The organism is Arthrobacter sp. P4_F10 (assembly GCF_056401435.1).
Map to the genome: position 1 here is coordinate 29,748 of NZ_JBFUJJ010000010.1, position 20,992 is coordinate 50,739.

At 64.7% G+C, this 20,992-nt stretch carries 18 protein-coding genes; 8 read left to right on the top strand and 10 right to left on the bottom strand.

What is annotated here, in order from left to right; all coding sequences use genetic code 11:
• The 3 genes from AC1DR1_RS12640 to AC1DR1_RS12650 all read left to right on the top strand — a co-directional run bounded on the left by AC1DR1_RS12640 (position 1) and on the right by AC1DR1_RS12650 (position 3,057).
• Positions 1 to 1,533: a tripartite tricarboxylate transporter permease gene (locus AC1DR1_RS12640; RefSeq protein WP_229994856.1), complete on the top strand. Its 1,533-nt coding sequence runs from the start codon at positions 1 to 3 to the stop codon at positions 1,531 to 1,533.
• Positions 1,530 to 1,934: a universal stress protein gene (locus AC1DR1_RS12645; RefSeq protein WP_229994855.1), complete on the top strand. Its 405-nt coding sequence runs from the start codon at positions 1,530 to 1,532 to the stop codon at positions 1,932 to 1,934. The genes AC1DR1_RS12640 and AC1DR1_RS12645 overlap by 4 nt, the downstream gene beginning before the upstream one ends.
• A 103-nt stretch (positions 1,935 to 2,037) precedes the next feature.
• Positions 2,038 to 3,057, top strand: a complete 1,020-nt coding sequence (locus AC1DR1_RS12650; protein WP_229994854.1) for an LLM class flavin-dependent oxidoreductase — start codon at positions 2,038 to 2,040, stop codon at positions 3,055 to 3,057.
• 29 nt (positions 3,058 to 3,086) lie between these two features.
• On the opposite strand, the gene AC1DR1_RS12655 is transcribed toward AC1DR1_RS12650, so the two are convergent.
• The 7 genes from AC1DR1_RS12655 to AC1DR1_RS12685 all read right to left on the bottom strand — a co-directional run bounded on the left by AC1DR1_RS12655 (position 3,087) and on the right by AC1DR1_RS12685 (position 9,710).
• Positions 3,087 to 3,635 carry a hypothetical protein gene (locus AC1DR1_RS12655; RefSeq protein WP_229994853.1) on the bottom strand — a complete coding sequence of 183 codons (549 nt, stop codon included), beginning with the start codon at positions 3,633 to 3,635 and terminating at the stop codon, positions 3,087 to 3,089.
• A 2-nt stretch (positions 3,636 to 3,637) separates the two neighbouring features.
• The gene (locus AC1DR1_RS12660) at positions 3,638 to 4,195 is read right to left on the bottom strand and encodes a hypothetical protein (RefSeq protein WP_229994852.1); all 558 of its coding nucleotides are present in this window, start codon (positions 4,193 to 4,195) and stop codon (positions 3,638 to 3,640) included.
• A gap of 130 nt (positions 4,196 to 4,325) precedes the next feature.
• Positions 4,326 to 6,545, bottom strand: a complete 2,220-nt coding sequence (locus AC1DR1_RS12665) for a transglycosylase domain-containing protein (RefSeq protein ID WP_476992676.1) — start codon at positions 6,543 to 6,545, stop codon at positions 4,326 to 4,328.
• A 14-nt stretch (positions 6,546 to 6,559) separates the two neighbouring features.
• Positions 6,560 to 7,066 carry an LURP-one-related/scramblase family protein gene (locus AC1DR1_RS12670; protein ID WP_229994850.1) on the bottom strand — a complete coding sequence of 169 codons (507 nt, stop codon included), beginning with the start codon at positions 7,064 to 7,066 and terminating at the stop codon, positions 6,560 to 6,562.
• Positions 7,067 to 7,155: 89 nt separating this feature from the next.
• The gene (locus AC1DR1_RS12675; protein ID WP_229994849.1) at positions 7,156 to 7,965 is read right to left on the bottom strand and encodes a MetQ/NlpA family ABC transporter substrate-binding protein; all 810 of its coding nucleotides are present in this window, start codon (positions 7,963 to 7,965) and stop codon (positions 7,156 to 7,158) included.
• A gap of 66 nt (positions 7,966 to 8,031) precedes the next feature.
• Positions 8,032 to 8,733: a methionine ABC transporter permease gene (locus AC1DR1_RS12680; RefSeq protein WP_229995899.1), complete on the bottom strand. Its 702-nt coding sequence runs from the start codon at positions 8,731 to 8,733 to the stop codon at positions 8,032 to 8,034.
• Positions 8,730 to 9,710, bottom strand: a complete 981-nt coding sequence (locus tag AC1DR1_RS12685) for a methionine ABC transporter ATP-binding protein (RefSeq protein ID WP_229995900.1) — start codon at positions 9,708 to 9,710, stop codon at positions 8,730 to 8,732. Before AC1DR1_RS12685 ends, AC1DR1_RS12680 begins: the two co-directional genes overlap by 4 nt.
• 471 nt (positions 9,711 to 10,181) lie before the next feature.
• Between AC1DR1_RS12685 and AC1DR1_RS12690 the strand changes: the two genes are divergently transcribed.
• Complete coding sequence (locus AC1DR1_RS12690) at positions 10,182 to 11,504, top strand: right-handed parallel beta-helix repeat-containing protein (RefSeq protein ID WP_364744898.1); 1,323 nt, start codon at positions 10,182 to 10,184, stop codon at positions 11,502 to 11,504.
• A gap of 17 nt (positions 11,505 to 11,521) precedes the next feature.
• On the opposite strand, the gene nicT is transcribed toward AC1DR1_RS12690, so the two are convergent.
• Complete coding sequence (gene nicT / locus AC1DR1_RS12695) at positions 11,522 to 12,619, bottom strand: Nickel transporter NicT (RefSeq protein ID WP_476992677.1); 1,098 nt, start codon at positions 12,617 to 12,619, stop codon at positions 11,522 to 11,524.
• Positions 12,620 to 12,828: 209 nt separating this feature from the next.
• On the opposite strand from nicT, the gene AC1DR1_RS12700 reads away from it, so the two are divergent.
• Together AC1DR1_RS12700 and AC1DR1_RS12705 are read left to right on the top strand one after the other, a co-directional pair.
• Complete coding sequence (locus AC1DR1_RS12700; RefSeq protein WP_229995903.1) at positions 12,829 to 13,344, top strand: mycothiol transferase; 516 nt, start codon at positions 12,829 to 12,831, stop codon at positions 13,342 to 13,344.
• 13 nt (positions 13,345 to 13,357) lie between these two features.
• Entirely contained in the window at positions 13,358 to 14,476 is a 1,119-nt protein-coding gene (locus AC1DR1_RS12705) for an aminotransferase class V-fold PLP-dependent enzyme (RefSeq protein ID WP_229995904.1), read from the top strand.
• A 36-nt stretch (positions 14,477 to 14,512) separates the two neighbouring features.
• Here the strand turns inward: AC1DR1_RS12705 and AC1DR1_RS12710 are convergent, their stop codons facing one another.
• A complete protein-coding gene (locus AC1DR1_RS12710; RefSeq protein WP_229995905.1) occupies positions 14,513 to 15,553 on the bottom strand; it encodes a Gfo/Idh/MocA family protein in 1,041 nt (346 codons plus the stop codon).
• A gap of 106 nt (positions 15,554 to 15,659) precedes the next feature.
• Positions 15,660 to 16,355, bottom strand: coding sequence for a maleylpyruvate isomerase family mycothiol-dependent enzyme (locus AC1DR1_RS12715; RefSeq protein WP_229995906.1), 696 nt, complete (start codon positions 16,353 to 16,355; stop codon positions 15,660 to 15,662).
• Between the two features lie 581 nt (positions 16,356 to 16,936).
• On the opposite strand from AC1DR1_RS12715, the gene AC1DR1_RS12720 reads away from it, so the two are divergent.
• Positions 16,937 to 20,350: a choice-of-anchor D domain-containing protein gene (locus AC1DR1_RS12720; protein ID WP_476992678.1), complete on the top strand. Its 3,414-nt coding sequence runs from the start codon at positions 16,937 to 16,939 to the stop codon at positions 20,348 to 20,350.
• Between the two features lie 205 nt (positions 20,351 to 20,555).
• Positions 20,556 to 20,984, top strand: a complete 429-nt coding sequence (locus AC1DR1_RS12725) for a nuclear transport factor 2 family protein (protein ID WP_229996172.1) — start codon at positions 20,556 to 20,558, stop codon at positions 20,982 to 20,984.
• Positions 20,985 to 20,992 lie beyond the last annotated feature (8 nt).

Consider the following 20,992-nt stretch of genomic DNA (forward strand, 5'->3'; position numbering starts at 1 on the left):
GTGGATTTTCTAAATCCCGTGATCAACGGATTCGTCGTTGTCCTGGAGCCGAGCAACCTCCTGTACTGTCTGATCGGCGTCGTCATCGGCATGTTGATCGGTGTCCTGCCCGGTCTGGGGCCCGCGGCAACCATCGCCATCCTGTTGCCGCTGACCTATAACGTCGAACCCGTCACCGCCATCATCATGCTCGCGGGCATCTTCTACGGCGCACAGTACGGCGGCACCATCACCTCGGTGCTCCTCCGGCTTCCCGGCGAAGCGTCGTCGGTGGTGACCGTCTTCGACGGCTACCAGATGGCCAAACAGGGGAAGGCCGGCACCGCACTCGGCCTGGCATCCATCGGCTCGTTCATCGGCGGGACCGCCTCTATCATCGGCTTGACCTTCCTCGCCCCCGTCGTGGCGAGCTTTGCCCTCGACTTCGGTCCGGCAGAATATTCGGCACTCGCGCTGCTCGGCATCCTCTTGGTGGCCACCATCAGCAACGGTGCCAAGACCAAGGCACTCATCGCCGCCGCCGTCGGCTTGCTGCTGGCAACGGTCGGCCGGGACATCTTCACCGGCGAAAGCCGCTTCACGTTCGGCAACCTGGAGCTGGCCGACGGAATCGATTTCGTGCCGATCGCCATGGGCGTCTTCGGCCTGGGAGAAATCCTCTACAACCTCGAAGAGCGTCACCGCGCCGCCAAGGCACCGTCCAAGGTCACCAACGTCTGGCCGTCACGCACAGACTTGAAGCAGGCCTCCGGCGCGATCGCCCGCGGTTCGGTCCTCGGGTTCTTCCTCGGCATTCTGCCCGGCGGCGGCGCCACCATCGCATCGATGGCTTCCTATGCGATGGAGAAGAAGCGCGCCAAGCAGCCGGAACGATTCGGCAAGGGGGCCCCCGAAGGCGTCGCCGGACCGGAAACCGCCAACAACGCCGCTGCAACGTCGTCGTTCATCCCGCTGCTGACCCTCGGAATCCCGGCCAACGCCACCATGGCCCTGATGTTCGGTGCCCTGCTGATCCAGGGAGTGACGCCGGGCCCGCAGTTGGTGGAGCAGGACCCCGGGCTGTTCTGGGGCGTCGTGAACTCCATGTACATCGGCAACATCCTGCTGCTGATCATGAGCCTGCCCCTCGTGGGAATCTTCGTAAAAATCCTCCGCGTCCGGGCCGCGATCCTGGCCCCGGTCACCGCCCTCATTACACTGCTCGGTGCCTACACCATCAACAACAGCATGTTCGATGTAACGCTCGTCGTGGTGTTTGGGATCGTCGGGTACCTGATGAAGAAGTTCGGCTTTGAACCCGGTCCGCTGGTCCTGGCCTTCGTCCTCGGATCCCTGCTGGAGAGCTCGCTGCGCCGTTCACTACTCGTGTTCGGCGGCGATCCCACGGGCTTCTTCACCCGCCCCATCTCCGCGACGCTGCTCACCGTGTTCGTCCTGGTAGCCGTGCTCCCGGGCATCCGGACTCTGCTGGCGAAGCGGACGACGGCACAAAGCGAACAGCCCATCACCACGAAAATCAAGGAGAAGGTATGAGTATCATCGTCGGTTTCGTCCCCACACCGGCAGGGGAGGCCGCGCTGACCGCCGGTATTGCCGAAGCCATGCTCAGGAATGAAGACTTGGTCATCGTCAACTCCGCACGCGAAGGCGCCCTGGTAGATAAGTCCGTTGCCGCCTCCGACATCCTGGAGCAGGCCGGCCGCCGGGCCACGGAGGCCGGCATCAGGGCAACGGTGATCCAGCCGCCGTACCGTGACGACCTCGCCGATGAATTCCTTGATGTCGCCCGCGAAGTCAACGCATCCCTGATTGTCATTGGCCTGCGGCACCGCTCACAGGTCGGCAAATTCATCCTGGGCAGCCACGCCCAGCGCATCCTCATGCAGGCGGACCGGCCCGTCCTTGCCGTGAAGGCGGACGGGGCCCTCTCTTAGCCGGCTGAGTCTTGGCCGGCTGAGCGCGGCCGCCCGGATCGTGTAAAACGGATCCGCCCTCCATTCCACAAGTCCGGTTTCTCATGAGAAGGTGTGAGTTCTTATGAAAAAGATCGGGTTTCTGTCCTTCGGCCACTGGGGCGACGTCCCCGGTTCGCGTGTGCGTTCCTCCCGGGACGCCCTTCTGCAGGCAATTGAGTTGGCCGTGGCTGCGGAGGAAGTCGGCGTCGACGGCGCGTTCTTCCGGGTTCACCACTTCGCCGAGCAGCAGGCCTCGCCGTTCCCGCTGCTTGCAGCGATTGCCGCGCGCACCTCTCGCCTTGAGATGGGCACCGGAGTCATTGACATGCGGTACGAGAACCCGCTCTACATGGCCGAGGAGGCCGCCGCCGTCGACCTCATCAGTGGAGGAAGGCTGCAGCTCGGGGTCAGCCGCGGTTCGCCCGAAACGGTGCTGGCCGGCTACGAGGCCTTCGGACACCTCCCGGCAGGGGAAGAGTCCGACGCCGACATGGCCCGCCGGCATACCGAGCGCTTCCGGGACGCCATCTCCGGGGCGGGCCTTGCCGTGGCCAATCCGCAGGTCAGCGGGCACAGCGGGCTGGTCCCGATTCAGCCGCTGTCAGCAACGCTTCCGGAACGGATCTGGTGGGGTGCGGGAAACCGTGCCAGCGCCCGGTGGGCCGGGAAGCAGGGTATGAACCTCATGTCCTCGACCCTGCTGACGGAGGACACCGGAGTTCCCTTCGACCAACTGCAGGCCGAGCAGATCGCGGGATTCCAGGAGGCCTGGGCAGCGGCCGGACACCCGCGCACACCGCGGGTGTCCGTCTCGCGAAGCATCATTCCGCTGATCGATGACGAATCCAGGCGATACTTCGGGCTGCGCGCGCAGGCCGACGCCCGGGACCAGGTGGGCTACCTCGACGGCGGGCTGGCGCGCTTCGGGCGTAGCTACATCGGTGAACCCGACCGCCTGGTGGAGGAGCTCGCCCGGGACGCGGCCGTGGCCGCGGCAGACACCTTGCTGGTCACCGTCCCCAATCAGCTCGGCGTGGACTTCAACGTCAGTCTGCTCGAGGCGATTTCCCGCGACCTCCGGCCCGCCTTGGGCTGGGATTGACGACGGCGGCCGGCCTTCGTCGGAGCGCGCTAGGCGGCGCTACTGCTGGTGGTTCCGTGGCCGGCGTCGATTGCCGCCGCAACCAGGCGGTCGAAACTCGCGGTCCCGTTCTCCGGAGGGATCACCGTGAAGACCGCAACCCACTTCTCGGGGGCATGTTTCTCCAGCGTTGAAGCCCGGGCCACATGCAGGTTCAACCCGGGTACGCCGCTGACAAGGAGCGGAAGCTGCTCGCCGCTCTTGGTCATGTGCCGGAATTGCCTGACGGAGAGTTGGTCGCCAGGGCTGCTGGTGACCTCGGCGAGGGTGTCATTGATCCTCTTCGTCAGCCCGCGAAGGAAGCGTCTCTGGGCCGTGACCGTGCGCACCGTAAGAAGGGCGGCGAAGATGAGGGTAAACAACACCAAGGCACCGAAACTCCTGAGGATGGACACGAAGATCATCAGGAACAGGCACAGGATCAATCCCAAAATACTGGACAGGATGAACTTGGTTACAGGGCTTTCGCCCGGCTTCTTTGACCAGCGAACAACAGCGACGATGTCCTTTCGGGGCTGATCTCGCCTAGAAATTTCCATGATTAGTACCCCTTCACTTCCATGAGCGCCTCGGCCAGGATGATTGCCTCGCGTGCTTCCTTGAGATCGCTCAGCAAACCCATATCGGGAATGGCTCCGGTGGCCACGGTGGAGCCGGCGAGTTCAGAAAAGATGCTGCTCAATTTTTCGCGGTCCTGAGACAGCGTCCGGGACGACGTCAGCTTGATTCTGCTCAGCTCAAGCTCCAGCAGTGACTTGTCGATGGCCTCGCGACGCCCTTGCATGACGGCCAGCTTTTCGGTGACACGCTGGACACGGCCGCGGAGCATCGATTCCATCTTTCCTGCCACAACGTGGAGCTCGCACAGCGCGGTGTAGGACTGGGGCGACCCGGAGTGTGCGGCGAGCTGCGCACTGACGTAATGGCGCCGTCGTTCCCATTTCCGGACGGCGGACTCAGATGGACCCAAGAGGAGCGAAACGGCTGCCAGTGCTTTGTCCAGCGACGCGGCCCGGGTGCTCAGGCTCGTTGTGGCGGCGTCCAGCCTCGACAGGAACGCGTCGTAATTGTCATGCGGCTGGGCGCTGTCAGTATTCACGAGCCACTCGCGTGCGGTGTCGCGATTCACTTCGCCGGAAATTGCCCCGGTCTCTCATGGCAAGAGGATAGAGGCTCCGGGCCCGATGGCATAGGGTGCGGATTTAGGTCCAGCACATCGCGGGCCAAATCTAACGACACGGCGCACGATCAAACCGGGGGAAGCACGGGGTCCGGGTCGCGGACGGGGTCCGGGGCGTGGACTGCGTCCGGGTCATGGACTCCGGCGGCGTCGGGAAGGCAGCGGCAGGGTAGTATCCGGCGACCTGCAACATGTAGTTCGCCCACTGCGGGCCGGCGAGCATGTACCCGTCTATGGCCTTGTAGAACTTGCCGTTGACGGTGATGTTCTGGCCGGGCCGCTTCTGGCCTTCCAGGGCGTCGCCGAAGAAGGAAGCGGTGGCGAGGCCGGACGTGTAGCCCACTACCCAGGTGGCGCCGTTGGTATTGGAGGTGCCGGTCTTGGCCGCGGTCGGAAACCGTTCTTGGACCTTGGGCTTGATGTAAACGCCGGACCCGCGCTTGAGCACGTCCTGCAGCACGGCGTTCACACCGCGGGCGACCTCGGGCTTGATCGCACCATGACAGGCGCTGGTCTCGGCCGGCAGCTTCTGTCCGGCCGCGTCCGTTACCGCCGTGATGGCAATGGGTGTGCAGTACTTGCCGTCATTGGCGAAGGTGGCAAACGCATTGGCCAGATGGAGCGGGGCCACGCCAATGGCACCGAGCAGATTGCCCAGCTGGTGCATGTTCACCCGGGCGTTGTCCACGCCGCTGTGGATCCCGGCGGCGTCCACCATTTTCTGGATGCCGCAAAAATCGAGTTGGGCGGCTTCGGCGAAGGTGGCGGTGTTGATGGAGTTGTACAGTCCGTAGTCCACGCGCATGCTGCGGTAATATCCCGGGTCGTTGTTCTGGAGATCGTCCGCCGCGCCGAGATGCTTCTGGCTCGTGCTGTACGCACCGAGCACCCTGCCGCAGCTTGACCTCCACCGAAATCCGAGGGGATAGGACCGCCGGGAGGCGTCCACCATGGCGGCCAGGGACTTGCCCTCGTTGAGCCATTCCGCGAACGTGAACGGTTTCATGGTGGAGCCTGGCTGGAACCCGCCGGCGCCGTTGAGATCGTTGCCGTTGGCATCCTTGGAATCGACATTGAAGTTGAGCTGGGTATCGAATTTCCCGGGCGCCGGGAGGAAGACGGTGTTTTGCGCCATGGCCAGGATCTTGCCCGTGCCGGGCGCGATCGAGACCATCGCGGCGCCCCACTTGTCCGGGTTGGCGCCGGCAGTGGCATCGACCTGCTCCTGCGCGGCCAGTTGGAGCCGGCTGTCCAGGGTGGTGCTGATGGTGAGGCCGCCGCGGAACAGCTTCCTCTCGCGCTCGGCAACATCCGCGCCGTAGGCCGGGTTGTTGAGGATGAGGTGGGAAACGTAGTCGCAGAAGTACGGGGCCATTTCCGCGCCGGCGCATCCCTGCCTCCCGGGGGTGATCGTAAGATCCACCGGGGCGGCGACGGCGGCATCATGCTGCGCCTGCGAGATGGCGCCGTGGCTGAGCATTCTGCCCAGAACCTGGTTGCGTCGCTGGACGGCGTTTTCCGGGTGCACGTCGGGGTTGTAGAAGCTGGGGCTGTTCACGAGGCCGGCGAGCAGGGCAGCTTGCGGCAGGGTCAGGTCCTTGGCCGTGGTGTTGAAGAAGTAGCGGGACGCGGCTTCAATGCCGTAGGCGTCCCGGGCGAAGAACACGATGTTCAGGTATCCCTCAAGGATTTGGTCCTTGGTGAACCTCTTCTCCAATGCGACAGCGAGCTTCATCTCGCGAATCTTGTCGGCCATGCTCTTCTGCCCGTTGAGGATAATTTGATCGCCCCTGTCGGCAGACACGAGGGATTCATTGAGCACGTTGGTGACGTACTGCTGGGTCAGTGTGGAAGYGCCCTGCCTGCCGCCGTTGGTCAGGTTGGACACCAGCGCGCGGAGAATCCCCTGGGGGTCGATGCCGGAGTGTTCGTAGAAGCGGCGGTCCTCGATCGCGACGATCGCATCCTTGATGTACGGGGACATCTGGTCGAGCCTGACCTTAACACGGTTTTCCGCGTAGAAGGTGGCGATCGGTTTTCCGTCGGCGCTGAGCACCCTGGTCGACTCCGACGGCGGATCAACGGTCAGTTCCGACGGGAGGTTGTTGAACAATACGATTGATTCTTTGACGGCGACGCCGGTCGCGGCCACGGTGGGGACCAGGAGGCTGGCGGCCAGGACACCGCAGACCGCGCTCGCGGTCAAGAACCAGAACAGCCTCCAAAGGGTCGAGGCTAGTAGGGATCCGGTGCGTTTCCTGGGCGCCATGGTGCCTGAACAGGCTAGGTCAACGAGTCGATGGCGACGGTGATCGCAAGGAAGAGCGGGACGTCCTCGCCTTCCGCGACTTCGACGCCGTAGGACTCACGAACGCGGAACCATTTCTTGGAGATCGTGGCGACCGTGTGGCCGTCGCGCTCTATTTCGTACTCGTGGTCGACGATGTTGCCGTGCGCCTTCATATCGGCGCCGTCCTTCACGTCGATGGTGAAGCGGTCCCGGAGCCCGATCAACGCCTTGTGGACCGTCGCTGCGGTGTCGTCGCCGCGCTCGACGGAGACCTTGTCCCGGATCGAGAGCTTGCGCTCCTGGATGCGGGCCACCTCGTTTCCGGACGCGTCCTCCAGGACGAAAGTGTCCCGGATGCGGACGGCCTTGCCATTGACCTTGTAGGCGCGTCTGCCCTGGTCGTCTTCGATCCAGAAGTCATCCCCAATCGACAGCAGTTTCTCGCGCATCTGATACCGCTGGCGGCTGGGTTCGTCACGCCGGTGCCGTATTAGTCCCATGCCCTGACCATAGGGCCGCTTCCCCGGCCTGCACCTCACCCGAATCGGATGGTCCGGGGGAGGACCGGGGAAGCGGCGTCAGATGCCGGTCAGGTGGCCGGGATCACCAGGCCCTTGAACTTGGACTGAATGAAATCCTTCATGTCCTGCGAGGTCAGGATCTTGTACAGCTTCTGCACGCGCGGATCATCCTTCATCTCCGCCTTCACGGCCAGGACGTTGTAGTAGGCGCTGTCCTTGCCCTCGACCAGCAGCTGCTTGTCGGCGCTCAGGCCGGCGGGAAGGGCAAATGCCAGCGTCACGATTGCCGCGTCCTTGTCATTGAGGGCCTGAGGCAGGCTGGCGTTTTCGATCTCCGTGAACTGGAGGTTTTTCGGGTTGGCTTTGACGTCCTTGAGCGTGATCGGTTTGTCACTGACTTCGATCAGTCCCTTGGACGCCAGCAGTTTCAGGGCCCGGGCCTCATTGGTGGGGTCGTTGGGGATGGCGACCGAGGCGCCGTCGGGAAGGTCCGCGAGGTTGGCCACGTCATTGGAGTACAGGGCCATCGGCGGCAGGTACACCTTGCCAACGCTGACGAGGTTCTTGCCGGAAGCCTTGTTATAGGTCTCCATGAAGGTGGTGTTCTGGAACAGGTTGGCGTCGATGTCGCCGTCACTCACGGCCGCGTTGGGCGTGTTGTAGTCGCTGAACTCCTTGTACTCCACGGTGAGGCCCTGTTTGGGGGCGAGCTCCCGCTGGACTTGCTTCAGCATGTCCCCGGCGGGCACCGCGAGGGCACCGACCTTGATGGTCTCGGCGGCGCCGCCTTGGCTGGCGGTGCTCGCGCCGCAGGCGGACAGGGCGAGGATGGCGGCCGCGCCGGTTGCGGCGGCCTTCAGGATTTGTGCACGGAACATTGGAACTCTTTCGCAGAATGGGATGGGGTTTTGGGGCGGGGGTTTGCGGGGCGGTGCGGGCGGCGGCTACCGGTGGGACAGGCGCCGCGCCGCGAAGTTGCCCAGGGACTGGAATACCTGCACCAGCAGGACCAGCAGGATGACAACGCCGAACATGTACTCCGGGCTATAACGCTGGTAGCCGTAGCGGAAAGCGACATCCCCGAGGCCGCCGCCGCCCACTGCGCCCACCATGGCGGAGTAGCCGATGAGTCCGACCACGGTGGTGGACAGCCCGAGCGCCAGGGCGGGGACGGCCTCGGCCACCATGACCTTGGTCAGGATGGTCCACCGGCTGGCGCCGAGTGACTGGGCGGCTTCGACGAGTCCCACAGGCACTTCGCGGATTCCTATCTCCACCAGCCGGGCGAAGAAGGGAATGCCGGCGATCGTCAAAGGGACAATGGCGGCGGTCGGTCCGATAAAGGATCCGACCAACAGGCGGGTGAACGGAATGAGCAGGATCATGAGGATGATGAACGGGACGGACCTGCCAATGTTCACCACGACGTCGAGCACCCGGTTGACGATGAACCCGAGCGCCCGGCTGCCGAAGAGCTTCGCCAGCAAGCCGCCGGATTCGGTGGTCACGAGCAGGACGCCGGCGGCCAGGCCGAAAAGAACCGTGAACAGCAAGCTCAGGCCCACGGTGTAAAAAGTCTCACCTGCGCCCTTGAGGATCGTGTCCAGCAGGTCCGACCAGAAGTAGGGGTCGTTACGGTCGATCACTTGACTACCTCCACGAAGAGTCCCTGGGAGCGGAGATCGGCCAAGGCGGCGGCCACGGTCCGCTCGTCCCCCGGCAGCTCCAGCCGGGTGCGTCCTGTCTGGAGCCCGCGGATGGTTTCAACCGCGGCACCCAGGATTCCGACGTCGATGCCGTGCTTGCGGGCCAGCTGGGCGATCACGGGCCGGTCGGTTTTCACTCCGCTAAAGGTGATGTCAACGATTGCGCTGGGCGTCTCCGGGATCTCTCCCATGGGGAACAGCGCCTGGCCCAACAGTGATTTCTCCGTCGTCAGCAACTGTTCCACGGGCCCCTGCTCAAGGATCCGCCCGCCGCTCATGACGGCGGCGGAGTCGCAGATCCGCTTCACTACGTCCATCTCATGGGTAATGAGCAGCACGGTCAGCCCAAGGTCCTTGCTCAGTTTCCGAATGAGATCAAGAATCTGCCGGGTCGTCTCGGGATCCAACGCCGAGGTCGCCTCGTCGCTCAGCAGCACTGAGGGGTTGGAGGCCAGCGCGCGGGCAATGCCGACGCGCTGTTTTTGTCCGCCGGACAATTGTGCGGGGTAGGCGGAGGCCTTGCCGTGGAGGCCCACGAGTTCGAGGATCTCGAGTGCCCGTGTCCGCCTGGCTGCGCGCCCGGCGCCGGTGATCTCCAATGAGAGTTCTACATTCGCCTGCACGGTCCTGCTGCTGAGCAGGTTGAAGTGCTGGAAGATCATGCCGATGTTGTGCCGTGCGTGGCGCAGTTCTGCGCCGGACAGCGTGGTCATCTCGCGGCCATCGACGTTGACACTGCCAGAATCCGGAAGCTCCAGGAAATTGATGGTGCGGATCAGCGTGCTCTTACCGGCGCCGCTCTGGCCAACGACGCCGAAGATCTCGCCGCGGGCGACGGAGAGTGAGACGTCGTCAAGGGCCCGGACCGCCGTCGGCCCGGAGCCGTAGCTTTTAGAAACCCGGCTGACGGAAATCATGGATCGTGCTCCCTGTGGTGGCTGGAATCGTCACGGAAGCGCTTCCGCAAAACTGGGTGCGGACATCGTCCGCACCCAAGCCTTAAATTCTGCCAACAAGGCGTTTGGCCCACAAAATCCGAATTTTCAACCTTGAATCACGCTTGTGCGCCACGATAATTCATCCGATCTGAAGAGATCGGCTCGGATGCGTCCGTGGCGCTGGTCATGCCGGGAGAATCGGGAACTCCACCGAAGGCCATGGTGAGTGAGCGATTCATCACACGGACTGTGATTGCGGCGGCGTAGAGCGCAGGCTGCCGCGGACCGTGCCGGCCCGCGGACCGTGCCCCAGCTTTCTACAACCTGCGCCCAGTAGGTTCGGCGGATGACCCGAGCCTGAGTCTGGATTCATGGTCAAAGGGCCGTAGCGGGCGCAGCTCAAGGTCGCGGAGCTTTCCTCCGTCCACCAGCAAACCCGCGAGGATCACGATGAAAACCAATGCCTTCATGACAGCCGTACTCACGCCCCTCCTCACTGTCGGCTGGTTGGTGGTGGGCCTCTCGGCGCCGGCCCAGGCCGTGGGTACCACGTACTTCGTCAGTGCCTCGGGGAGCGACACCAATGCGGGGACCTCAAGCGCGGCACCGTGGAAATCGCTGTCAAAGATCAACTCGATCGTCCTCAAGCCCGGCGATACCGTCAGTTTCCGCAAGGGCGACACCTGGACCGGGGGCATTGTGACCACCCAGAGCGGTACTGATGCCGCACCCATCACCCTGAACGGCTACGGGACCGGCAACGCCCCGACCATAACGGGCGGCAAATCGGGAAACTGCATCAGGATCAACGGAAACTTCACCATAGTTGACGGACTTCGCGGCGTCTCCTGCGGCTATGCCGGCATCAGCATCACCGGCGACCGCAACACGGTCAGGAACTCCAGCGCCTCCAACAACGCCGTGGGCATCAAGGCAGGAACCGGGTCCGATTTTGGGAAATACACCGGCAACGTACTGACCAACAACAACATCATGAACGTCCTGACGCAGGGCACGAACTGCGGAACACCCCAGGCAGTGAACTGCAGTGACGACTCCGGCGCTTCCGGCGTGCTGATCAACGGCAACGACAACGAACTCTCAGGCAACACGGTCAGCGGCTCCACGGCGTTTTCCTACGATTACAACCGCGACGGCGGTTCTTTCGAAATCTACAACGGAAACCGGAACTACGTTCATCACAATGTGTCGCTGGACAACAACAACTTCTCCGAGATTGGGAGGTCCTCCGGGACTGCGGACGGCAACACCTACCGCTACAACCTTGTCCGGTCGACGTGTGGGGCAAACTGTGCCCAGGCCAAAGGCTTGATCGCCCGCGGACCAGGGACCTCCTTCGGGCCCACGAACGGCACCGTTTTTGAGTTCAATACCGTCTACCTGAACGGGCCGCAGTCCCAGGCGATCGTCTGCCATGCGAGCTGCCCTTCATCGACTGTGATCCGCGGCAACATCCTGGCAGGTGTCAAGAACTCCTTGTGGATCAACGGCTCGGGCTGGACCGAGAGGCAGAACGTCCTCAACGGTCCGGTCAACTTCGTGCCGAACAGCACCTCCACCACTGCGTCGGCACGATTCGTGAACGCACCGGCCGATCTCCACCTGACCAGCGCCAGCCCGGCCATCGACCGCGCCGGAGCGAGCCCTTCCGCCTTCGACCTCGCCGGACTTGCGGTGCCCCAGGACGGAGACTGCAACGGTACGGCAGCTGCCGATTCAGGGGCCTACGAGTTCGACTCGCCCAACTGCTGACCATGCCGGGAGGGGTCTCAGCTGGCGCCGGACTGGCTCCAGCGCTGTTCGATCCGGCCAAATTTCCAGACGGCGAGCGCGATCAGCCAGATGACCACGAAGAGTCCGACAACGATGTACCCGACGTTTTCCAGCTCCAGCGACCCGATTGTGGCTGCCGGTCCTGATTCGATTCCCAGCTTCTCCGCCACGAGCCCGAGCAGCACGATAATGCCGACCACCAAGGCCACCACCACCGAGAGCACCGTGACAGTGAGGTTGTAGAACACCTTGCGGACCGGCTTAAGGAACGCCCACCCGTAAGCCCTGGACATGAACACGCCGTCGGCGGTGTCGAAGATGCTCATTCCGGCGGCGAACAGTACCGGCAGGACGAGGATGGCGTACCAGGGCAAGGAGAAGGCCGCGGAACCGGCCGCGAGTACGAGCAGGGCTATCTGGGACGCGGTGTCGAATCCCAGGCCCATCAGCAGACCGACCGGATAGACGTGCCAGGGCTTGTCGACCCGCCGGATTGTTCCGCCGAGCAGTCGGGCCAGGAAGCCCCGGTTGTTGAGCTGATGCTCAAGCTCGGCCTCGTTCAGTTCGCCGGTCCGCATCCCGCGAAATACCCGGACGATGCCAATCACCGAGACCAGGTTTGTCAGCCCGATCAGGATAAGAAACGTGCCGGCGACGGCGCTTCCCACCAGCCCCAGTGTTTGTATCAGGGCGGAGTCCTCGTTCTGCACGCTGCCCGCCATCGCTCTCACGCCGAAGGCCAGGAGCAGCGCAGCGCCGAAGACGACGGTCGAGTGGCCCAGCGAAAACCAGAAGCCCACCCCCAGCGCGGTCTTTCCCTCGCCGACCAGCTTGCGGGTGGTGTTGTCGATGACGGCGATGTGGTCGGCGTCGAAGGCATGCCGCACTCCCAGCAGAAAGGCGGTAACGCCCAGCCCGGCCCCGTACACGCCGGAGCGGCCCAGCGCGAAGTTCTGCGGAGCCACGACGAGCGTCAGCACACTCCAGCCGACCACATTGAGCAGGATGACGAAGCCGGTGATGCCCGCGAGATGGAACTTGTCCCGGCGTTCCCAGCGACTGCTTGTTAGTCGCTCCGGCTGCGCTACAGGCAACAAGTTGCTCATAGTTCGTAAGGGTAGGCGCGGGTGTCGCAGCTGCCAAGACCTCGCGGACTGTGCCCGGCCGGGTGGCCGCCGGCTGTGCCTTAGCGTGAGCCGTGGAGACCCAGACGCTCGGCCCTATCCGGCAGTGCGGCCTCCGTGCAAGCATGGGGCACACCGATCATGCACAGCACTCCGATCATGCACAGCGAGGGGACTCGATGAAATCCAATGAACTGCTGCTGGACGCCTTCGGCCGGATCCATGAGACGGTGGCCGCCGCCCTGGCAGAGGTCGACAATGCCACCTTGCTCCGACGGCCCGCAGGCAGCGGGAACTCGATGGCCTGGCTCATCTGGCACCTCGGCAGGGTCGAGGACGCGCAAGTGGCCTCCGCCGCAGGCCTGGACCAGGTCTGGACCTCGCAGGGGTTTGCTGCCCGCTTCGACCTGCCTCTTTCCAAGCGGGACACCGGCTACGGCCATACGAGCGGCCAGGTGGACGCGGTGCAGGCACCGCCGGAGCTGTTGCTCGAATACTACGACGCTGTGCACCGGCAGACTGTGGAATTCTTGAAGACCCTCGGCGACGACGACTTCGACCGCATCGTCGACACCCGCTGGGACCCGCCCGTCACGCTCGGGGTACGGCTGGTCAGCACCATTGCCGATTGCCTTCAGCACGTGGGGCAGGCCGCCTACGCGAAAGGCCTGAACCCCGCGCACGGGCACGGTTAGGGCGCCCGCTGCCATGCACGCCGCCGATATCCGCCAGCTCTTCCCGGGGCTCAAGGACATCATCTATCTCAACACCGCGACCACGAACGTCGGCTCCGCCCCCGCCCGGGAGGCCTACGAACTGGCGGCCGCGCGCTGGTCTGCCGGCCGGTTCGACTGGATGGAAGCCGAACGGGCGGGGGAGGACGCCCGTGCCATGTTCGCGGAGATCGTCGGCGCCACTGCCGGGGAGATCGCAATCGTTCCGGCCGTGAGCTCAGCCGCCGGGATAGTGGCGGCCAACCTGCCGCCCGCGAAGCACGGCGAGAACGTCGTGGTCGCCGAGAACGAATTCGCCTCGAACTACTATCCCTGGCTTATGCTCCGGCAGCGCGGCTACGAGGTCAGCGCCGTGGCTCCGGGCGGCGACGGCGTGACGGCCGAGGCGTTTGCTCAGGCGGCCGACGGCGGCACCCGCCTGATCGCCGTCAGCGCCGTTCATTCGGCCAACGGTTACCGGGCCGATCTGGGCGCGCTCAGCCGGGTCGCTGCCCGCTCCGGCGCCTGGTTTTTCGTCGATGCCTGCCAGGCGGCAGGCGCGGTGCCGCTGGACGTGGTCCGCGACGGCGTGGACTTCCTGGCCGCCGCGAGCCACAAGTTCCTGCTCGGTTCCAGGGGCATGGGCTACCTCTATGTCCGCAGCGGGCTGCTGGACCGTCTCCAGCCCATCGGCCCGGGCTGGAAGGCCGCCCGCAAGCCGGCCGAGAGCTTCTACGGGCCGGCTATGGACCTCTCACCCACGGCCTCGAAGCTCGACGCCTCATTGGCGTGGTTTCCCGCCCTGGCCGAGCAGGCGGCGCTCGGCATCTTCCGCCGGTTCGGGATCACGGCCTTGCTTGATCGCAACGCCCGGCTCGCCCTTCGCCTGCAGGATGCGCTGGCCGCGGAGGGCTCCGCCTTCCGGCCCTTCACCGAGCAGCACCGCTCGACCATCGTCTCCGTGCCGGTGAGCGATGCCGAGGCGGTCATGGCGCGGTTTCGCCAGGCCAACGTGGTGGCGTCGGTCCGCGAGGGCAGGATCCGGTTGGCCGTGCATTTCTACAATCTGGAAGAAGAGCTCGATCGCGTGGCTGAGTTGATCGGACGTGGCTAAGCGGCGCCGGCCAGTGCCGCCCCAGAACTGGGCCGCTTAGTCTCTCCAGCCTGACTTCTCGTCGCTGCTGTAGGCGAGGCCGATCTGGCTCCTGACTTCGTCCAAGGCCTCCATGACCTGAACGCTCTGCCGGGGCGGCAGGATGTCGTTGGCAGTGGCGTGCGCCGCGATGAGCCGCTCCATTTCCCGCGCCTGGTATTGCATTCCGCGGCCTGCGACAGGCTCATCGAAGCGCTCAGCGACGTTGCCGTCGGCGTCGTACCGGGTGAAGGCCGACGGCGTATACCAGACTGACGGGACCTCGATTCGGCCTTCGGTTCCGATGATCGAGGCCTGGTTTGGCCCTGCAGTATCCAGCGCGCAGTGCAGCACGGCCTGCTGCCCGTCCCCGTACTCGAAAATCATGGCGGTCTGCCGGTCAACACCGGTTTCCGTCATACTGGCCGCTGCCCGGATGCTGACCGGCGCTCCAAAGACGTCGAAGGCGAAGGACACGGGGTAGATGCCCAGGTCCAGGAGCGCTCCGCCGCCCAGCGCCGGGTCATTGAGGCGGTGCGTCGGGTCCTTGGGCAGATTCTGGTTGTGGTCCGCGATCACCGTCCGGACGTCGCCCAGCGCGCCGGATCGAATCAGCTCACGGATACGGACCATGTGCGGAAGATAGCGGGTCCACATGGCCTCAAGTGCGATCAGTCCCTTCGACTCGGCCAGCTCCACAATCTCCCGGGCCTGCCAGGCGTTCATGGCGAAGGGCTTTTCAATCAACACGTGTTTGCCGGCGTCCAGGGCCAACAGGGCATTTTCGTGGTGGAACGGGTGCGGCGTCGAGATGTAGACAATATCCACGTCCGGGTCAGCCACGAGGTCCTCATAGCTTCCATGGGACGAGGGGATCTGAAACCGGGCCGCGAACTCCCGCGCCGATGCCAGGTTCCGGGAGCCCACAGCCTGGACCAATGAACCGTTGTCGATCAGGTCCGGCGTCTGCAGCCCGGCGATGAACCCCGTGCCGAGGATTCCCCACCTCGCAGCGGGCGCGGCGGGATCTGCGGTTCCGGTTGTGGCGTGCTCTGACATCTGTTTGGGTGCCCTTCGGGCAGGTGGTCACGAAAGCATTAGGCGAGGTTTGAAGCATCGGCAGCTTCCCAGGACGTGTTCGTATCCTAAGCCTGCAATCCGGGACTCACGGTGTGAGCGGACCCCGAAGCACGCGCAGGGCAACAGCGGCATCACCCTCAATGAGGGCGGTATCCTCCAGGTTGGATCGGCCCCACAGCCCGAGGTACATCACGGGCAATGGGGCGGAAATCGATGCCACGGCGGAATCAGGGCCCAGTGTCCAGGCGGTGGCCCCGGGCACCTGGAAGGTCACCGCCTTGTCCGGGTGCGGCATCCGCTCCAGTCGCAGCTGGCGCGGCGCGAACATCGCGAGGACCTCGTCGACGCCGTCGAGCATGAAGTCCTCACCCAGGGCGGGGACTGCCAGGCCAAGCGCCTGGCAGGCGTCGATGAGGTGGATGGCGTGTTCGTGGGCCTGGCGCCGAAGCCAGAACCGGGCGTTGTGCGGCGGCGGTCCGAAGTCCCAACAGGGTTTCTCGGGGTCAAGTGCCGTCATCGTCTCGAGGAAGGGTGCCGTGCCTTCGAGGAACCAGGCCGCGGCGCCCTCGGCGGGCGGTGCCGGTTCCTGGACGAAGGTGCCCTCACTGACCACAGTGGCGGCCCACCGCTCGATTGAACCGAGATGTCCGAATAGTTGCTCGAGCGTCCAGCCCGGGCATGCCGGAACGGCGCGGGCAAGGCTGTCTTCCGGCTGGCGGGCCAGCGTGCCGAGATGGTCCAGGGAGCTGGCAAGCTGGTGCAGGTATCGATCGGGCGACATGGGATGAGCCTAACGCGGCGCGGTACGGAGTCCGGCGCCCGCACTCCGGCTTCGCCCCCGTTGGGGTCCGCTCGGATCACCCCGTATTCACATGCCCCGCCATGGGCGGCCGCTGACCCGTCGGCCGAAAATGATGCGTTGCGGAGCCTCGCGAAGTGGGGCATCTCCACGTGGTTTTCCGGGAGGCAAGTAGGCAGTCGCGTTTGCCCAAGCAGCGGGCAAGTAGCGACCGGAGGAATACGGGCATTGCCCCGGCGAAGTTGAGTAGCAATCACTCGCGCGCTCTTCAAACCCCGCTTCTAGGCTCCAGGGTACTGGGTTAATAAAGTCAATGTAGTGGTCAGAAACTGGTCTCAGCCATGCATGATCAAACGGAATCTCGGGTGTCGTCCGGCCATTTTAAGGGCCTTCTTCGCGATGGACGCACGGGTAGGACGCCGCATCCCCGGAAGCACCGGGCGGCCACGATCCACGCAACTTTGCCCCGACAACGGCCATGGTCCCGAGGCGCATGGGCTTCGCTGCTGTCGGCAACGCTCACACTCGCTGCGCTGTCCGTCGGCGAGACGGCCGTTGCGGACGTGAGGACCATCGCCAACGATTCCCTGCGGACCGGATGGGACAAGGACGAGCCCGGGCTCTCACCGTCGGCCGTCGCATCATCGAACTTCGGCAAACTGTTCTCTGCAACCGTGGACGGGCAGGTCTACGCCCAGCCGCTCGTAGTAGGCAGTACCGTGATTGCCGCGACGGAAAACAATGCCGTGTACGGGCTGGACAGCGCCACAGGTGCGGCCAAGTGGACCCGCAAACTCGGACCGGCGTGGCCGGCGTCGACCGTTAACTGCGGTGACCTCACGCCCAACATTGGAATCACGTCCACTCCGGTCTACGACCCGGCGACAAGGAGCATCTTCCTGCTCGCGAAGACGAATGACGGGGCCAGCAAGCAATTCCCGCACTGGTACATGCACTCCCTGGACGTGGCGACCGGAGCGGAGAAGCCCGGATTCCCCGTCACCATCCAAGGCGCCCCGACAAGTGACCCCGCCCGCCCGTTCAACCCGATGACGGCGATGCAGCGCCCGGGGCTGCTGCTCCTGAACGGCGTGGTCTACGCAGGATTTGCCAGCCATTGCGACTACACCCCGTTCGTGGGCTATGTTGTCGGCGTATCGACCGCAGGCCGGCAGACGACGATGTGGGCGACCGAATCAGGCAACGCCAACGCGGAGGGCGGGATCTGGCAATCCGGCGGAGGACTGGTGTCCGACGGCCCCGGCCAAATCCTGCTCACCACAGGGAACGGCATTTCCCCCAAGCCCGGGCCGGGATCGAACCCCCCCAGCACTCTGGCGGAGGCGGTGGTCCGGCTCCGAGTCGGCACCGACGGCAATCTGAAACCCACCGACTTCTTCAGCCCGGCCGACAACGCGAAACTGAACCGAAACGACGCCGATCTGGGCGCCGGCGCTCCCGTCGCGATCCCGGACGGCTATGGCACCGCGGCACACCCGCACCTGCTGGCCCAAATCGGTAAAGATGGCACCATGTACCTGCTGGACCGGGACAACCTGGGCGGCATGGCGCAGGGGCCGGGTGGAACCGACGCCGTCCTGGACAAGGCCGGTCCGTACAGCGGAGTGTGGGGAAAGCCCGGGTTTCTCGGAACCACCAACGGGGGCTACCTTTACGTCGTCGAGAGCAACGGGTACCTTCGCGCGTTCAAGATCGTGACGAGCGCGGCGGGCGGGGTCAGCCTCGCCTCCGTCGGGACCTCCGCCGGCACGTTCGGGTTCAGCTCCGGTTCGCCGGTGGTGACCTCCACCGGCACAGACGGGTCCTCCGCCCTTGTCTGGGTGGTCTATGTCAGCGCAGGTACCGGGGCCGATGCGGAGCTGCGCGCCTACCGGGCAATACCGGACAATACGGGGAACCTCAAGGAAGTGTTTAGCGCCCCACTGGGTATAGGGTCCAAGTTCTCCTCGGTGGCCACTGACAAGGGCCGCGTATACGTGGGCACCCGGGACGGGCACGTCCTGGGCTTCGGCGCCCCGACTACGTCAGCGGTAGGGGCAAAGAACACCGACCTCGGTACCGCCAAGGTTGGCACCTCCGTGACCGGGAGCGTAACGATCACCGCATCGCGGGCGGTAACAGTCAGCTCCATCACGACGCGCGCCCCGTTCAAGATCGGAACCGGGCTCACGATGCCCCGGAAGTTGGCCAAGGGCGCGAGCATGACCGTGCCCGTGATCTTCGCTCCGACTGTTCCGGGCCAGGCCGACGGCACGCTGACGGTCAAAACGGCCGACGGCGAGACCGATCTCATCGGCGTCCACGGCGTCGGCACGAAGGAGGGCCTGGGCGCGACTCCCGCCGTAATCCAGTTCACCGACGTGCCGACAAAAACTGTCAGCCGGCAGACTGTCAACATCGTCAACACGGGCACAACCGTGGCAAAGATCACTGGGGTCACCCTTCCGGCAAACGCACAGCTCCGGGTCGACCCCGGCACGGTGCCGGCTGTGGGGCAGACGATCCAGCCGCTCGCATCGGTTGCGGTGTCCATGACGTTCAGTCCCACGTTGGCGGGCCCGGTGGCCGATACGCTCGTCGTCGCCAGTGACCGCGGGAAGGTGACCGTTAAGGTGGCCGCGACCGCCGTGGCCGGCGCGGCGCACCTGGAGATGCCGCACTCCCTGGACTTCGGTGACGTCCCCGCCGGGACGTCGGTTACCAGGGCTTTCGAGATAAAGAACACCGGCAACGTCCCGATGACCATCACGAAGGCGAAAGCGCCACAGGGCGTCTTCTCCACGACGACTCCCATCTCCGAGGGCTTGAAAATTCCCGCCGGTGAAACCGCGTACCAGACGGTGACCTTCGCGCCCACGGCCGTCGGGCAAGCAGGGACGAGCGAGACCTTTTACCTGATCACTGCGGACGACGGCCAAGCTGCTCAGAAGGTCATGCTCACCGGGAACGGTACCGATGACCCCATCGCTGCTTACGGGTGGAAGATCAATGCAGGCCGCCCCGGGTCGAGCCTCGGCCGGTCGCTGACCGCGGAGTATGCCGTGGGAGTAGGCAAGTGCCAGGACTACACCAGAGGAGTGATCTGCTGGTCAACCAAGACCGGGGCCCATGCAGTCCTCAATGAGATCTACAAGCGGTACAGGGCCGAGGGCGGCGCCGGTGGTCCCTTCGGCTTCCCGACCTCGGACGAGAAAGTGTCGCCGGACAAGGTGGGGAAGTACAGTGACTTCTCCGGTGCGGGTGGGACTTCGATCTACTATTCGCTGACCACCGGGGCGCGCTCTGTGACCGGCGCGATCAGGTCCAAATGGAGGGCACTGGGCGCGGAGACAGGACCCTTGGGGTATCCGATCACCGACGAGAAGCGCACCCCGGACGGGGTGGGACGGTACAACCACTTCTCCGGTGCGGGTGGGGCATCGATCTACTGGACACCGACAACCAAGGCCCACTCGGTAACAGGGGCCGTCCGTGCCAAGTGGGCGTCGCTGGGCTGGGAGACGGGCCTAGGCTACCCGACCTCTGACACTACGGCGTCTGCGGACAAGGTGGGGCGCTACAACCACTTCTCAGGTTCGGGTGGAAACTCGATCTTCTGGTCACCGACGACGGGGGCGCACTTTGTCCTGGGGGCCATCCGGTCCAAATGGGCTGCACTTGGCTGGGAGACCGGCCCGCTGCGGTATCCGATCACGGACGAGGAGGGCACCCCGGACAGGGTGGGGCGGTACAGCCACTTCTCCGGTTCGGGCGGGGCATCGATCTACTGGACGCCGACTACCCAGGCGCACTCGGTGACCGGTGCGATCCGGAATAAGTGGGCGTCGATGGGCTGGGAGAAGAGCCGGCTGGGTTATCCGACGAGCGACTCGTACACGGTATCCGTCGGCCGGGCAACGGATTTCCAGCACGGGCGGCTGACGTGGAATGCGACGGCCAAGACGGTCACCGGATAGCGGTGCCCGCGTCAGTTCAGAAACTCCCGGACCGATTGGCGTCTGGACCTCATCGGTCTGGACCTGATCGGTCCGGACCTGTTCCGCCTGGAAGTGGGTGAGTGCGGCGGCGTAGATTGACGATGCGGGCAGACCGATCTCCGGCCCCGGTGCGGTCCGCCAACGAGCCTGTGCATGAAACCCCGCCATGCCGAGGAGTGATCCGATGAGTCAACTTATCCAGCGCCTGCTTGCAGCGTTCAATGACCACGACCTTGAGGCAGCCGCCGCGTTGTTCCATGAGTCGTATAAGAGCGTGCAACCGGTCCACCCGGCCAGGGCATTTGTGGGACGGGCGCAGATGCACGCGAACTGGGCAGCGATATTCGCTGGCGTTCCCGATTTTCATGCAGAAGTGCTCCGCTCCGCGGACGACGGTAACACCGCGTGGAGCGAATGGACCTGGGCCGGCACCCGCACCGATGGGCGGCCCTTCGACATGCGCGGCGTGACGATCTTCGAGATCGAGGACGGCCTCATTACGAGCGGAAGACTCTTCATGCAAGAGCTTGAACGAGGGGACGTGGGCATCGCAGAGGCAGTCCAGACGCTGACGGGCCGCCGGCCGGACCGGCCCACGGGTCCGGTGGACTGAAGTGGCTG